This is a genomic window from Maribacter sp. PR1 (assembly GCF_028464145.1).
In the GTDB taxonomy this organism is placed as follows: domain Bacteria; phylum Bacteroidota; class Bacteroidia; order Flavobacteriales; family Flavobacteriaceae; genus Maribacter.
In genome coordinates this window covers 796,575-810,654 of the sequence record NZ_JAQPCG010000001.1, presented here as the reverse complement: position 1 = coordinate 810,654, position 14,080 = coordinate 796,575, and the positions used below count along the sequence as shown (strand labels likewise).

At 41.2% G+C, this 14,080-nt stretch carries 17 protein-coding genes; 2 read left to right on the top strand and 15 right to left on the bottom strand.

Annotated elements, in window-relative coordinates:
• Positions 1 to 14: 14 nt before the first annotated feature.
• From PP182_RS03505 to PP182_RS03470, 8 genes are all read right to left on the bottom strand, one after another.
• Positions 15 to 479, bottom strand: a complete 465-nt coding sequence (locus tag PP182_RS03505; RefSeq protein ID WP_272649936.1) for a (2Fe-2S)-binding protein — start codon at positions 477 to 479, stop codon at positions 15 to 17.
• 96 nt (positions 480 to 575) lie between these two features.
• Positions 576 to 1,178, bottom strand: coding sequence for a flavodoxin family protein (locus PP182_RS03500; RefSeq protein WP_272649935.1), 603 nt, complete (start codon positions 1,176 to 1,178; stop codon positions 576 to 578).
• Entirely contained in the window at positions 1,175 to 1,498 is a 324-nt protein-coding gene (locus tag PP182_RS03495) for a helix-turn-helix domain-containing protein (protein ID WP_272649934.1), read from the bottom strand. Before PP182_RS03495 ends, PP182_RS03500 begins: the two co-directional genes overlap by 4 nt.
• Positions 1,499 to 1,598: 100 nt before the next feature.
• A complete protein-coding gene (locus PP182_RS03490) occupies positions 1,599 to 2,723 on the bottom strand; it encodes an aldo/keto reductase (protein ID WP_272649933.1) in 1,125 nt (374 codons plus the stop codon).
• Between the two features lie 25 nt (positions 2,724 to 2,748).
• Positions 2,749 to 3,654, bottom strand: a complete 906-nt coding sequence (locus PP182_RS03485; protein ID WP_272649932.1) for an alpha/beta hydrolase — start codon at positions 3,652 to 3,654, stop codon at positions 2,749 to 2,751.
• Positions 3,655 to 3,670: 16 nt separating this feature from the next.
• Positions 3,671 to 5,290: a carboxylesterase/lipase family protein gene (locus PP182_RS03480; RefSeq protein WP_272649931.1), complete on the bottom strand. Its 1,620-nt coding sequence runs from the start codon at positions 5,288 to 5,290 to the stop codon at positions 3,671 to 3,673.
• A 30-nt stretch (positions 5,291 to 5,320) separates the two neighbouring features.
• Entirely contained in the window at positions 5,321 to 5,767 is a 447-nt protein-coding gene (locus PP182_RS03475; protein WP_026810978.1) for a nuclear transport factor 2 family protein, read from the bottom strand.
• Between the two features lie 26 nt (positions 5,768 to 5,793).
• The gene (locus PP182_RS03470; protein ID WP_272649930.1) at positions 5,794 to 6,639 is read right to left on the bottom strand and encodes a DUF4440 domain-containing protein; all 846 of its coding nucleotides are present in this window, start codon (positions 6,637 to 6,639) and stop codon (positions 5,794 to 5,796) included.
• A gap of 358 nt (positions 6,640 to 6,997) precedes the next feature.
• On the opposite strand from PP182_RS03470, the gene PP182_RS03465 reads away from it, so the two are divergent.
• Together PP182_RS03465 and PP182_RS03460 are read left to right on the top strand one after the other, a co-directional pair.
• A complete protein-coding gene (locus tag PP182_RS03465) occupies positions 6,998 to 7,576 on the top strand; it encodes a Crp/Fnr family transcriptional regulator (protein ID WP_272649929.1) in 579 nt (192 codons plus the stop codon).
• Positions 7,577 to 7,714: 138 nt separating this feature from the next.
• Entirely contained in the window at positions 7,715 to 8,308 is a 594-nt protein-coding gene (locus tag PP182_RS03460) for a hypothetical protein (protein WP_272649928.1), read from the top strand.
• 41 nt (positions 8,309 to 8,349) lie between these two features.
• Here the strand turns inward: PP182_RS03460 and PP182_RS03455 are convergent, their stop codons facing one another.
• From PP182_RS03455 to PP182_RS03425, 7 genes are read right to left on the bottom strand one after another with little or no spacing between them, the layout of a single operon-like run.
• A complete protein-coding gene (locus PP182_RS03455) occupies positions 8,350 to 8,775 on the bottom strand; it encodes a putative quinol monooxygenase (RefSeq protein WP_272649927.1) in 426 nt (141 codons plus the stop codon).
• A gap of 4 nt (positions 8,776 to 8,779) precedes the next feature.
• On the bottom strand, positions 8,780 to 9,874 hold the full coding sequence (locus PP182_RS03450; protein ID WP_272649926.1) for an alpha/beta hydrolase: 1,095 nt from the start codon (positions 9,872 to 9,874) through the stop codon (positions 8,780 to 8,782).
• A gap of 39 nt (positions 9,875 to 9,913) precedes the next feature.
• Positions 9,914 to 10,405, bottom strand: coding sequence for a cupin domain-containing protein (locus PP182_RS03445; RefSeq protein WP_272649925.1), 492 nt, complete (start codon positions 10,403 to 10,405; stop codon positions 9,914 to 9,916).
• Positions 10,402 to 11,460, bottom strand: a complete 1,059-nt coding sequence (locus PP182_RS03440) for an alpha/beta hydrolase (protein ID WP_272649924.1) — start codon at positions 11,458 to 11,460, stop codon at positions 10,402 to 10,404. The genes PP182_RS03445 and PP182_RS03440 overlap by 4 nt, the downstream gene beginning before the upstream one ends.
• 4 nt (positions 11,461 to 11,464) lie before the next feature.
• The gene (locus PP182_RS03435; RefSeq protein WP_272649923.1) at positions 11,465 to 12,205 is read right to left on the bottom strand and encodes a carboxymuconolactone decarboxylase family protein; all 741 of its coding nucleotides are present in this window, start codon (positions 12,203 to 12,205) and stop codon (positions 11,465 to 11,467) included.
• 34 nt (positions 12,206 to 12,239) lie between these two features.
• The gene (locus PP182_RS03430) at positions 12,240 to 13,223 is read right to left on the bottom strand and encodes an aldo/keto reductase (protein WP_272649922.1); all 984 of its coding nucleotides are present in this window, start codon (positions 13,221 to 13,223) and stop codon (positions 12,240 to 12,242) included.
• 43 nt (positions 13,224 to 13,266) lie between these two features.
• Entirely contained in the window at positions 13,267 to 14,061 is a 795-nt protein-coding gene (locus tag PP182_RS03425; protein ID WP_272649921.1) for a hypothetical protein, read from the bottom strand.
• Positions 14,062 to 14,080 lie beyond the last annotated feature (19 nt).

Below are 14,080 nucleotides of genomic sequence, written 5' to 3'. Positions count from 1 at the left end.
CCTAATTTTTTTAATTAAACGTTTTCCGAACTAGCGGCTGTTTTTATTGCTTTTTTGATTCGCGTATACGTTCCACACCTACAGATATTCCCGTTCATAGCGCTTTCAATTTCTTCGTCCGACGGATTGGGATTCCTTTTCAACAAGGCCGAGGCCGACATTATCTGCCCTGCCTGGCAATATCCGCATTGGGGTACATCGATTTCAAGCCAAGCATTTTGTACAGGATGATCACCATGTTCCGACAGTCCTTCAATGGTCGTGATTTTTTGCTCCCCAACAGCCGAAACAGGTAATTGGCAAGAACGTACCGCATTGTCACCTAAATGCACCGTACAGGCACCACATTGAGCGATACCGCAACCATATTTAGTACCTACCAATTTAATATGGTCTCTAAGTACCCATAGCATTGGAGTATTTGAATCAACATCTACACTGTGTTCCGATCCGTTAATATTTAAGTTGAATATTGCCATTTTTAAAAAATTTACTTAAAAATAAAGATTATATATTGGGTGTTGCCTACGAAATTCAAACAGTTTTAACCTACTTTGTCAAAATCCTAATTGTTTTTAGTTTTTGATAGTCAGGGGTTTAATCTTTTCAAGCCATTCCACAAGTAATTCTTTCACTTCTACTTTACGGTTCCCTTTTATGGCCAAGTAAATTCCATCCCTCTCAATACCCCCGGTTACCGAAAACCCCTCTAAAATGTTGCAATCGGAGCAAAGGCTTTCCACCGTTCTAAAGCTACTTCCAATACCGTACCCAGCATTGGTGTTAAAAGGAATGACCGTTTTATCCTTAAGGTCGTGCCGGGTCAAAAAGCTTTTAATTGGCGGAGGCAGTTGCATTCCCCATGTGGGGAAGCCTAAAAAAACGGTTTCATACTTGTCTATATTTATCTGTGTTTTTAAGGGCGGAAGAAACCCGGTGCGATTTTCTTCTGCCACTTGTGCCACAATCGACTTGTAGTTTTGTGGATAAGGATTTTTTAATTCCAGCGCCACCAGATTACCGCCCACATTTTCATGGATCATTTCGGCCACAACCTTAGTGTTATTCGTCCTTGATAAATATACAATCAGTATGTTGTCCGCTTCGTTCACGGTCCCTTGGGCACTGCACCATCCGGATACCAAGAAAATAAGGAATAGTAAACGAGATATTATCATTTCTTAATCTTTAATTTCCGGTAATCTGTTGGCGTATGTCCCACATGTTTTTTGAAAAAGGCACTAAAATGATTTACTTCCATAAAGCCTAAGACCGCGGCTATCTTAGTAATTGACCAGTCGGTTCTTTTGAGCAATCCCCTTGCTTCCTTAATGAAACGTTCATTAATATTTTGGGTAGTCGTTTTACCCGTATATAATTTTACAACTCTGTTCAAAGAGTTTACATGAATATTTAATATTTCCGCAAAATCTGAAGCTTTGCGCAACTTTATGGGTTGTGTGTCCTCTCTAATGGGGAATTGTCCTCTCAGGTGCATCAAAAAATTTTGGGCTATATGAATATAGGTTTTTTGATTTGTTGAGAGGGAAGAATCCATATTTTTAATATCGATAACTACAGTTTTTTGACGTATCCTTCTATTGGTCTACCAAGGCAGTTTCCGGCCCACGGACACCTACCAGTTGTATCTGTTCCAAAGCATTCCTGAACTCCTTTAATTCCGTATCGGAAAAAGCAACGTTCAGTGCACCTTGGTTCTGTTTCACATGATGCAGTTTCGTAGTTCCTGGAATAGGAACAATAAAAGGCTTTTGTGCCATGACCCAGGCCAAAGCTATCTGGGCCGGAGTGGCATCTTTTTTTCGACCCCATTCGCGTACCAACGTGAGCACCTCCATGTGCGCTTCAATAGCTTCCGGTGTAAAATAGGGCACTTGAGATAAGCGGGAATCACTTGAAAAACGGCTATGCTCGTTGAACTTATCGCCTAAAAATCCACGACATACCGGTCCCCAAGGAACAAAACCAATTCCTAATTCTCCACAGGTATCTATCACTTCATTTTCAAGGGTACGCTGAATAATGGAGTATTCGCTCTGAAGGGCAGCAACGGGCTGCTCGGCATGGGCCTTTCGTATGGTCGTTGGTGAAACTTCTGAAAGTCCGAAATGGAGCGCCTTCCCTTCCTCTATCAAATCCTTGACCGTTCCGGCAACGTCCTCAATCGGAACGTTTGGGTCCAAACGATGTAGGTACAACAAATCGATACGATCGGTACGAAGGCGTTTCAGCATACCTTCAACCGCTTTTCTAATATTTTCTGGCCTGCTATTTCTTCCCCCACGACTTCCGGTCGAAAGCTCAAACCCGAATTTACTGGCAATGACCACTTTGTCCCTAATGGGCTGCAGTGCCTCACCAACCAATTCCTCATCTGTAAACGGGCCGTACACTTCGGCCGTATCAAAAAAGGTAACACCCAAATCATAAGCCCCACGAATTACGGGAATCATATCCTTGGTATCCCTTGGTGGATTGTAGCTGCCACTTTTCATGCTCATACAGCCCAGCCCGATTGCCGAGACCTCAAGTGTGCCCAACATCCGCTTTTCAGGGTTGGAAGCTGCTTTTAAACCCTCAATTGTACTAGGTGAATTTTTCCCATTGGCAAAGGCCATTGGGCCTGCCACCATACCCGCTCCCAGAAGGGCAGATTTTGATATAAAATTTCTTCTATTTAAATTATTTCCCTTCGCTTTCATATGCGTTCATTTTAATTAATACTACTTAGTTCTGTAGGTGTCTTTGCAAAAAGGCAAGAACCTTTGTTCGTATCTCTTGTACATCGAACATTTCTCCAAAATGAGGTGCATCCTTAACTACGATTAATTCGTTTTCAACTCCTTTTGCCGTCAACCATGAACTTAACAGATGGGACTGCCTTAATGAAACCAAATCATCTTTTTCCCCATGAACAATCAGAAAAGGTGGGTCGTTTTCATCAACATAGGTTACCGGACTAGCAATCTTGGCCAAGTCAGGTCTATCAAGAGGAGGAGCACCTATCAATAAAGCTTCAGGCGATTTAGCATCATTGGCCCCTGGGAATAAAATCAGTTCGGCAGGTCCGTAGAAATCCACCACGGCCTTAAAATCAAACGCTTTAGTGGTTTTCGACACAAAGAAATCGGTAACGTCATTGTTCTTGGAAAGTCCCATTAATGAAGCCAGATGACCCCCTGCGGAAAATCCCATTACGGCAATTCGGTCTTTATCAAAGCCGTAAGTATCTGCATTATCGACCAAAAAGGAAACCGCACGATTACAGTCTTGAATTTGGGCAGGAAAAACAGCTTGGGTCGCAAAACGGTAATCAATGGAGGCCAAGGCAAAACCTTTGGAAACGATTTCAGCAACCGTTTTTCTCATATACCCGATATCGGCGTATTTGTCGTTGACCAACCATCCCCCGCCATGCACAAAAACGACCAAGGGTATTTTACCCGATACTTTTTGGGGCAAATAGATATCCAACAAATGTTTTTGCAGCGTGTCGTTGGCATAGTTTACATTGCCATGCAAAACGGTGCCCTTAGGAAATACCTCAATTACCGGATTTGTTTGTGAAAAACCTTGACCTACAAAGGTTAAAAACAATACCGCTGTTGTAACTATGTTGTTGATTTTATTCATCGAATGCACAACTGGTTTATATTCCCCGTGATTGTAGTTTATTTCTGAGTTTAACCCCTTTTTCAATGACATCCAATCTCGCTTTTCTTGGATCTGGTTTACCAACGGCTTCACCATCTAACTGTATATCCATAATTTCACCTTCATTTTTAGTATAGACTGGCCAGTTTGGTAATCCATCTCCATTCGGGTTTCCGTTCTTGGCGAAATTTACCCAGTACCCATTCATGGTTTCCGCCACTTTTTTATCTTCAGGAGTTGTCTCTGGATTACCCCAACGTGCATCAAGATTATTAAACACATAGCCCACTTCGGAACCATGGCCGGCACCGTATTTCATTCTTTCCTTCATAGGTTCGGGTACAAACCCAAAATGGTAAATAAACGTGGGTTCACCTTGTTCCGCGAAAGCTCTTGCGGCAAAACGTCCTGGTTCTCCCCACACCCAATCGGTATTGAACTTGGTAATCACCTCTTCGAATGCTTTACTTCCATCAGGATCATAGGCAGCTTGTGCTTCCTCCTTAAACTCGCCAAAAAGTGAAAATAGTTCTTCTTTTGTTTTACTGTTGTTGACAAAACTACCTCCGATTTCGGCGCTGTTAGAACCGATCATCAACGGTATTTGCATTTGTCTACCAGCGTTGTAGGCACTTTCGGCAGTTTCCGTTACCAATTTGCCGTCCAAAATCGGCCCGGAATAGATTCTAGGGCCTCCTTCACCATCCGTTTCTTGACCGCTATCCACAATTTCTTCCACTGGCAACGCGCGAAGCTTGGTCAAGGCATCGGCATCCGTACCTTCTATTCCGTGTTTTTTGGCAAAGTTGATACCAATGGTTTCTGCCGATAAGGGGTAAAAAGCACTTGCATTTTCTTCCTTTATTGGCCTTCCGGTAAGGACACCATCTCGGGCACCACCAGATTCGCTAATGGCTTTATGAAAAAGTCCTTTTGCATCTGGAATGGTCATCAAAGAATGTACGGAAACCCCTCCGGCAGAAAAACCAAAAATTGTCACATTATCTGGATTTCCGCCAAAAGCGGCAATGTTCTTTTGTACCCACTGAAGTGCCGCAATCTGATCCATATAAGCATAGCTACCCTTGTGTTCTTCAGGATGTTCTGCACTCAACGCTGGAAATGCAAAATGGCCCAAACGCCCCAAACGGTAATTAATGGTGATTAAAACCACTCCCTTCTTCGCAAATTCATCACCCGCGATTCCAGCTCCGGAACCACTTCCTCCAACAAAGCCTCCACCATGAATCCAAACCATGACCGGCAAGTTCGCACCCGAATTTACATAAGCGGGTTTCCACACATTCAGGTACAGGCAATCTTCGGATGAACCTTCACTAATGGTTCCCGGGGCACCGCCCCATCCGGACTGTGCGCAGTTTGCACCGTACTCCGTAGCATCCAATTCACCTTCCCAGGGGGATAATGGTTGAGGGGCTCTCCAACGAAACTCACCAACTGGAGGAGCCGCAAAGGGTATTCCTTTAAAGCTATCAACACCATCTTCATAGACGCCTCGAATTACCCCTAATTCGGTCTTTACTTTGGGTGTACTTTCTTGCGCGGAAATAGTAACTCCAAGGAGTACCAACAATCCTAATATGTATTTTTTCATTTGAGTGTTTATTTAGTTGCGTTGTTCAAGTTATTCCCTTGTCATTGTTTTGCTAAAGGTCAGATCGGCCAATTTCCAAGTGTTATCCTCCTTTACATAAACCTCCGTTACCATAAAGGGATTGGTCACTTCATTACTGCCTACTACGGCCAAGAGTGTAATTTGGTTCCAAAGTATAACGGTATTATCATTCAAGACTTCGACCATGACTTCATGGACATCAGCTTTTTTATAGTGGATGAACCCACCTCTAATGATTTCTACTTCGCGGTCCTTTCCCCATGTGCCGCCCATGTGGACGAACTTGGCTTTATCATGAAAAAGGCCTTCCAATTTATCGGCATCCTTATCGGCCATCCATTGCCATTTATGAATGGACAGCTCTCTGATTTCCTTTTCTAAATCAGTCGATTGGGCAAGGGCGACTTTTCCTGTGATGAGCATAACTAATAGACTTAGTATTATTTTCCTGTTCATTTTTATAAATTATTTGTTCTGAAGTATTAATGCGCAATTTCATGGGTATCACGAACGCTGCTAAAGGTAAGGTCCAATAATTTCCAATCGTCGCCTTCTTTTTTATAGAATTCGGTCACGGTAAATTCATTGGATACATCGTTACCACGAACATGGGCCGTAAGTGTTATTCTGTTCCAAAGTACCACGGTATTGTCATCAAAAGTTTCCACGACCACATCGTGTACATCGGCATTTTTATACCAAATGCTTCCCGTTTCGATGATTTCCAATTCCCTGTCCTTTTTCCAGGAGCCGCTCATGTGTACAAACCTTGATTTGTCATGAAACAAATTGGCCAACTTGTCCACATCCTTTTCGGCCATCCATTTCCATTTGGCTTTGGAAAGTTCCTTGATCTCATTTTCAAGACTTGAATTGTTAATTTCAGGAAGCGGTATTTTGTTATAATCCTCAACACTAAGTTCATCTGTCCATTTGGTAGGTGTGCTACCACCTATCGCCAAATAGGTCACTGCACTTTTAGGAGTGGCACCATGCCAATGTTCTACATTGGGAAGGCATTTGATAACGTCACCAGCTCGCATCACTTGTACTTCCTTTCCTTTTTCCTGATAAAAACCAACGCCATTAGTGATCAACAATTGTTGGCCGTCTGGATGTAAATGCCAATTGAGAAATGCTCCAGGTGCTGAAACCGCTTGGGCTACGTTATGTTTAAAAGTTTCATCGGCATCTACAACATGCGTAAGCCAAATATCACCGGTATGGTGTACGTTTTTCGCTTTTGCCCCCATGGGAAAAATAGCTTCTTGCGCAAAGGAAGATATGCTTAACATACCTATAAACAAGCCTGTCAATAATGCTCTCATTTTGTTTTATTTAATTGATTTAGATTATATAAATTACCCTTTCCAAAGCTATGGTATAATTCATAGGATAGGCTTACCACAATTACGGATTCACCTACCATTATTACGGATTACAGGGGTATAAACCATTTGTTCACAAAGCATTAACTAAATTCAAAAAATAGTTTTCTTCTCTGTCCAACACAAAAGATTAGATATGGGTCGATGATTATTGTTCCGAATTTAAATTTAGATGCAGTGTACTCAGAGCACTTCACAAGACTTTTTAAGAAACGTGTGGTATCCACTTCAGGAGTATCGAATGTCAAATTGAATAATACCGTTTGTTTTGTTCATATTAAATTTTTAAAATTAACTTATGAATGATGTATACGTAAAATTATATGACTACCTACAGCGAAAAACTCAAGTAGAAAAAAACGCTTTTCTTGACTATTGCCACTATTTTAAGCTAAAAACACTTAAACGAAACGAGGTACTTCTTCATCAAAATACTGTTTGCAACTTCAATATTTTTGTCAACAAGGGATGCCTTAGATTTTATTCCTATAGTGATGAAGGAAAAGAATTAACGCGATATTTTGCTTTTGAAAATAAATTTGGCACCTCATTAACAAGTCTTATAAACCAAGAACCTTCCAATGAGAATATACAAGCCGTAGAGAAATCAGAAGTACTTATAATTTCTAGAAATGATTTCTACCACCTTGTTAAAACGATTCCAGAGATAAATCTTGTCTACAGAGATATTCTTGAAATGGCGTATATTACAACCACAAAACGGGTTTATAATTTTCAAGGAGAAAGTGCACTGGATAGATTGAAGTGGTTAATGAAATATCAGCCTTTTATTCTTACGCGTTTATCCAATAAAATGGTAGCTTCCTATTTGGGAATAACTCCATATACCTTAAGTAGGTTAAAAACCGAACTCTAAATATTCAAAGTGTTGCTCTAGGGCAATACTTCTTCGTTGTAGGCCAACTAATTTTGTCCCATATAAATTTTACGTATGGATTGGCCAAGGTCAAAAAGATTTGTTTTCATTTTATTTTTTCTAATTTTAGGTAAAGTAATGGCACAAAAGCCAGAACCTCCAATACCCGTTGAAGCTTTTTTTGGTAATGAAGCCTTGTATTTTCAGTTGGTGGTCAAGAAAAAATTCACCCCTAATAGTAGGCTTAATTTCTTTACTGTAGCCACCTACACTGCCGATTATGAAAATAACAAAGAGGAAAACAGCATTGTTATGCCTGTTCAGGTGAGTTATGATATAGGGAAAGGCTTCGGACTAATGGTAGGTACGGACATCAACAGTATCTCAGGATTTTCTGCCATTGTTGGACCTCAATTCAACTATGCATCAAAAGATTGGCTTATTGTAAATGTCGCGTCTTTTTTTCTAAATGAAGACCAAGACTTTAAACTTTTTGGTCTCTACGAATATAAGCCCGCTTTCAATGAGCATTGGGGACTTTATACCCGGCTACAATATGTTTATAATCAAAGTTGGAAGCTTGGCACCAATAACCATCGCTATCTGTATTTAAGAGCGGGGCTTAAAAGAAAACAGTTTATTTTTGGTCTTGCAGCTAATTTGGAACAGTCAGGTCCATTTAAGGAAGAAGGCGCAAATTATGGACTTTTTGTTCGATTGGAGTTTAGATAGAACAGCTACAAATTGACCGATTAAGAAATGTTCCTGTATGGTCAAAGCTTTTTAAAAACCATCGACATCGATTCAGGGTCAATAGCTTCCATATCAATCAGTTTTAAATCTTTTACCATTTCTGCTGTGGTTGTTTTATACTTTTGAAAATGAGGTGTTTTCAAATGCGATTCGTAAGCCTCCTTACTGGCATAAATTTCCAAAAGTCGTATCTGTGTAGGATTTTCCTTTTGAAACATGGGGTAAATGCAGATTACCCCGGGCTCCAGCCTAAGTGATGCTTCCGATTCCTCTTTCAGTATCTCTAAATATTCATCTAGATAATCCGTCTCAATTTCAAGTTCCGCTATGCGAACCATCATTTTTCTTTGATCAGTATCCGCTTTTAGGGCATCATCGCTTTGCCCCAAACTAAGTAAAGACAGATGCAGTAATACCAATAACAGCCCCAATTTTTTAGTCAGCATAGTGTCATTTTTTATCCAACCCTTTTTCTTTTAGCCATTCCGCTAACAACACGGCCACCTTTTCATTGTTCAGGTCGGACATTGGAAAATGGGTATTTCCCTTTAGGCCCTTTTCTGGAAGGTGTACCAATGTGGCATCACCCCCATGCTTGTTCACCGTGGCCGTCCAAAGCTTTGCCATTTGCAAGGCGGCTCGCCATTGTTCCTGACCAGGATGCGCTACTGGTTCGTTGGGTATATAATCCCCATAATAGATAACAATGGGTATTTCCGTCAATCGTTTAAATTCTGTCATGGGTACGCTTCTCGCACTTAAAGCTCCTCCCACATAGGGGATGGTCATAGGGACTTCGCCTTCTGGAAAGACAAAATTACTGCCTGGTTCATAGGATGCAATGCCTTTGATGTTCCCATTTTTTAAGGCCGTCAACCAACCTTGGCCGCCACTATGGGAATGGGTAACCAAAACACCTGGTCCAATCTTATCGAACAGCGTGGAAACTGCCTCTGTGTTGAGGTTGATGTTCAACGGTCCCGTATCTGGGGTAATTTGCCTAAAGAACTGGTTCAGCGCCCCTGGGTCTTCGGAAAACTGAACATCTGGATAAAATGTGCTTCCCGTTCCCAATCTGAATATCCCAAACCACAATTGATCATCCGTGGCTGCCGAAATCGTAGTAGGTTCCGTGCTCCTCCCTGATAATCCCCTACGGGGCTGGTCAATAAGGTATATGGGAAAATTACGCCTTAAAAATAGTGTTTGAAACCCCTCTCTGCCATCTGGGGTCGTTTGCCAGGTACGCATGCTCTGTCCATACCCATGCCAAAAAACCAAAGGTAATTTTTTTGCACTATCAGGAAATTGATAAAAAACAGTGGCATGGTCTCCATGCAAGGTTTGTCCTTCGGTAGCCTGATTGGAAGGATTAAATGCGCCATGGGCAACTGGGTCAAAAGTACCAGGGCTGGTTTTAACGCTACCACCCACGGTAAAACTGCCTTGTTTTACAAGGGTAATGGGCTGCTTTTGAGCATAAACATCATTTACCAATAATTGAACAATTAAAAGCAATAACAATGTTGTCTTGATATTTTTCATCACTAAGATTTTATTAATTTAAAAGTATAGAGGTACTTCTTAATTTCTATTTAAATATTGTTCTTCGGTCACAGGATCTAGCCATTCCGTTGGACCGTCAACTCTGCTTGTTATAGCTATTTGTATGAACGGTTTTTCTGCGCTTGCACCGTGCCAATGCGGGGTGTTTGCAGGGCATTTGACCACATCGCCTTTTCGTAGTATTCTTTTCTCACTACCTTTTTCCTGATAATAGCCTTCGCCATCTAAAGACATAATAATCTGTCCGTTGGGATGTGAATGCCAGTTGGACCTAGCCCCAGGATCAAAGGTTACCGTTCCAACTGAATTTTGGTTCACACTATCCGCCATCACTTGCATATGTACCCATACATCCCCAATGAAATTATTGTTCGTGACCTTTTCCCCTTTAGGGAAAATCAATTCTTGTTGGGAATTCAAATCGACGGTTTGATTTTTCTCGGCTGCTTGCTTGCAGGAAAATATAAATGTTCCCATCAATATAATCGCTAAAAGATTTTTTCTGTTCATAGGTCTGTAGTTGAAAGATGGTTTTGGTAAAAGTCCACTAATTTATTTACTGCTTGATTCACATATTCTGGCTTCCAATAGGTTTCTATATGCGTTGCACCTTCGATAAGGAACAATTCCTTGCTTTTCGCATTGGTCGCCTTTGGAAAAGCATCCAAGGTCAAATATAATGTTTGGGCATTGCTGCCAGCAATCATTAATAAAGGTTGGTCTATGAGCTCAATATCGTCGGTAGCATTCCAGGCCATTAAATCCATTAAACTGCTTGTGGTGTAAAGAAACGTCGAATTGGGGTGGGCGTGGGTCCTAAAATAATATTCATAGCCTTGACGATAAAAAAGCGTTGAAACTTTTGCTAGTTCTTCGTCGGTAATACCGTCTACTCCGGAATAAACGATTTCGCCGCCTCCAGCCTCCTGTTCTCTTGCCTTTGAAGCTTGTTTTAGCCTTTCTTGAATGGTCGAAACTTGCGAATTCAAAAAACCATTTTTTCGTACAATTCCTGTATTGAACATACTCAAGGTTGCCACTGCTTTAAACCGTTTATCCGATTGGACCGCTTTCAAGGTATAGCCACCGCCGCCACAAATGCCCAAAGCGCCTAAACGTTCTCTATCGACCCCAGGATACTGTGAAATAAAATCGGCCATACCTCGGATATCTTCAGTACGAAATTGGGGTTTATCCATATGGCGTGGCTGGCCCCCACTTGCACCCTGATAGGCAGCATCTGCCGTAATGGTAATATAACCGGCCTCTGCCAAATGCTGTGCATATAGACCTGCTGTCTGTTCTTTTATCCCTCCGTTAGGATGTGCAATTGTTATTGCCGGATATTTCTTTGTCCGGTCATAATTGGCTGGTGTGTAAACATTGGCCGCAATATCGATTCCGTTCAATTTATACCTAACGGGATGTATGTTGACTTTTCCATCCACATTCTCCGTAATTGCTCCCTCATATACCAATCCAAAAGGGTTTTTTTCGCTTTGTGCCCTAATCGTCTGATTTAATGCCAGCATACTCATTAAAATTAATAATCCTATATATTTCATTTCCTTACTGCTTTTTAGATTCCAATAATTCGTTCAATACTTTTTTGGCCGAATCGATTTTTTCCTGATCTACATTTTTTCCCACCACATCCACTAATTCCTGCAATTGAGTTGGCGTGATGCCCTGTATTAAACAGATGTTCATGTGCGAACGCAACATGGGTTCCACATCGCCGATCGTTGCCAGAACCGAAACCGTGACCAGCTCCCTTTGCTGATAATTCAGAATGTCCCGATCAAAAATATCCGCAAACAGATGCTCCTTTAAAAAGACTTCGATGATCGGGGCGAATTGGGCATAATCGGCCGGTGGGCCGTCCAATTTGGCCTGTACCAAGGTTTCCAAATTCGCTTTGCCCCGTTCATATTTTGTACGGTTATCTTCTATTGGGGTAGCTTGCGCTCCTAGCTGATCTTCACCTTTTTCGGCCTTGAGTTCGTCCAAAACTTTGATAAACGTCCGTAAACCACGTAGGCTCCTTGGAAATCCACAATAGGCATATAGATGCACCATAACTTCCTTGATTTCGCTTACGGTCAATTCGGCATCCAGACCTTTCGTTAAAGCAGATTCCAAAGTTTGCAGGTCGCCTTTTGCGGTGAGTGAGGCAATGGCAATTATGGATTGTTGCTTCGCATCCAAATTCACGGTTGTATTATCCTTGGATTGGGCATTCACATGATTTGTAACGCCAAGAAACGCAGTAATCACTATGGCAATACCAATTGTTATAAGCTGTTTCATCCTTTTGCTATTATTTTTAATTTTTCGCTACTTACTAGCGGTTTATCATTTTCTGGTTCGCTTCGGAATAGCGTTCACCCACCAAATCAATCTTTGAGGTGGCCTCTGTAATTTGTTGCAGTTCCCCATCTGTAAAAGAAATACCGGTCGCCCCTAAATTTTCTTCCAGCCTTGAAGACTTTGTAGTACCGGGAATGGGTACGATCCATGATTTTTGGTAAAGAATCCAAGCCAAAGCAACTTGTGCCGGAGTGGCCTCTTTTTCCTTGGCAAAAGCCGTAACCAAATCTACCAAAACAAAATTATCCCTCAGGTTCTCTTTGGAAAATCGAGGCACGGTACTTCTAAAATCATTATCGGAAAAACTGGCGTTCCTATCTATTTTGCCTGTCAAAAAACCTTTCCCCAAGGGACTAAAAGGTACAAAACCGATACCCAATGCTTCCAATACGGGCATGATTTCTTCTTCCGGCTCCCGCCAAAACAATGAATATTCGCTTTGCAAGGCAGTAACCGGTTGCTCCGAATGTGCTCTTTTGATTACTTCGACACCTGCTTCGGAAAGTCCAAAATGTTGCACTTTTCCCTCAGCTATCAAACCCTTAACCGTACCCGCAACTTCCTCAATGGGAACCTTTGGGTCAACCCGATGCTGATACAATAAATCTATAGTATCTACCTGTAAACGCTGTAAGGAAGCATCCACCATTTTCCGAATAGTGTCAGGACTACTATCCAAGCCCGTCACTTTTCCATCTTGATAACCAAATCCAAATTTGGTGGCTATGTGTACCTGATCTTTAAACGGTTTTAAGGCCTTTCCTACCAATTCCTCATTAATATAAGGCCCATACACTTCGGCGGTATCAAAAAAGGTGACCCCCATTTCTACCGCTTTTCGGACGACTTGTATCATTTCCTTTTCGTCCTTCGCAGGGCCATATCCAAAACTCATCCCCATACAACCGAGGCCGATTTCCGATACTTTCAGATTCCTTCCTAATGTTCTTGTTTTCATTTTTTATATTTTTTTACACCACAGTGAATGAAATATATTGGCACTAAATTTTCTGGACGCTCTTTTTAGGGACTTTTTTATTTCCGCCAAAACTATAGTTCAAGGATATGTTCCAAATAAAATCATCCTCTGGAACTATTTGCGTGTCTATAGCTTTGTTCAAAATCGATGAAATGGAAAGTGGAAAATCCTTTTTTGCCAATGTTATAAAAGCAACAACATAATATCCCGTTTTATCGTCAAGACGCAAGTAATAAGCCTGGGGAGATACATTGAAATATAACTTTTCTGATATGGACAAATTTGTGAAAGATGCGTTAACTGTTAAAAAATCTGAACTTCTAAGTCCATCATCAAAGCCTTTAGCTGTAAGGTAGTACATTCCTAGACTTACTTTATCAGAAATTTTATAATTAGGTACAATTTCAGATGCCAGAAAACGTCGAGATTCTATCAATTCCTCATTGGCCCCATTACGAATGACATTGACCGTTCTAAAATTCAATGCAGGATGCGCCCCGATCCGCAACGTAAAACGTTTTTTTTGAATTGCCTTGTATCGAAACCAAAATAAAAAGGACCATGGTTTTCCCTCCAATGCAAATCGCATATCGGGTTCGAAACTGAACTTTCCCTTGGTCATTTTCACGTCAAAAATGGCTGCGGGTTCACCTAAAGAGAACGATGGCACCAATGAAATACCATTATGGGTAACACTTGCCATACCTTGAAAATCGTCAAGAAACGGTTTATGTTCCAATTGCCCCAATCCCAACACGGGTAACATACAGAATACATAAAGAGTAATCAATTGTGAATGGTGAAACTGTTTTTTCATTAAAGTTCATTTGTTGTTC

Bases quoted from the DNA above. Each gene is read 5' to 3' on its own strand.
- PP182_RS03505 (WP_272649936.1), bottom strand. From the start codon at position 479: ATGGCAATATTCAACTTAAATATTAACGGATCGGAACACAGTGTAGAT.
- PP182_RS03500 (WP_272649935.1), bottom strand. From the start codon at position 1,178: ATGATAATATCTCGTTTACTATTCCTTATTTTCTTGGTATCCGGATGG.
- PP182_RS03495 (WP_272649934.1), bottom strand. From the start codon at position 1,498: ATGCACCTGAGAGGACAATTCCCCATTAGAGAGGACACACAACCCATA.
- PP182_RS03490 (WP_272649933.1), bottom strand. From the start codon at position 2,723: ATGAAAGCGAAGGGAAATAATTTAAATAGAAGAAATTTTATATCAAAA.
- PP182_RS03485 (WP_272649932.1), bottom strand. From the start codon at position 3,654: ATGAATAAAATCAACAACATAGTTACAACAGCGGTATTGTTTTTAACC.
- PP182_RS03480 (WP_272649931.1), bottom strand. From the start codon at position 5,290: ATGAAAAAATACATATTAGGATTGTTGGTACTCCTTGGAGTTACTATT.
- PP182_RS03475 (WP_026810978.1), bottom strand. From the start codon at position 5,767: ATGAACAGGAAAATAATACTAAGTCTATTAGTTATGCTCATCACAGGA.
- PP182_RS03470 (WP_272649930.1), bottom strand. From the start codon at position 6,639: ATGAGAGCATTATTGACAGGCTTGTTTATAGGTATGTTAAGCATATCT.
- PP182_RS03465 (WP_272649929.1), top strand. From the start codon at position 6,998: ATGAATGATGTATACGTAAAATTATATGACTACCTACAGCGAAAAACT.
- PP182_RS03460 (WP_272649928.1), top strand. From the start codon at position 7,715: ATGGCACAAAAGCCAGAACCTCCAATACCCGTTGAAGCTTTTTTTGGT.
- PP182_RS03455 (WP_272649927.1), bottom strand. From the start codon at position 8,775: ATGCTGACTAAAAAATTGGGGCTGTTATTGGTATTACTGCATCTGTCT.
- PP182_RS03450 (WP_272649926.1), bottom strand. From the start codon at position 9,874: ATGAAAAATATCAAGACAACATTGTTATTGCTTTTAATTGTTCAATTA.
- PP182_RS03445 (WP_272649925.1), bottom strand. From the start codon at position 10,405: ATGAACAGAAAAAATCTTTTAGCGATTATATTGATGGGAACATTTATA.
- PP182_RS03440 (WP_272649924.1), bottom strand. From the start codon at position 11,460: ATGAAATATATAGGATTATTAATTTTAATGAGTATGCTGGCATTAAAT.
- PP182_RS03435 (WP_272649923.1), bottom strand. From the start codon at position 12,205: ATGAAACAGCTTATAACAATTGGTATTGCCATAGTGATTACTGCGTTT.
- PP182_RS03430 (WP_272649922.1), bottom strand. From the start codon at position 13,223: ATGAAAACAAGAACATTAGGAAGGAATCTGAAAGTATCGGAAATCGGC.
- PP182_RS03425 (WP_272649921.1), bottom strand. From the start codon at position 14,061: ATGAAAAAACAGTTTCACCATTCACAATTGATTACTCTTTATGTATTC.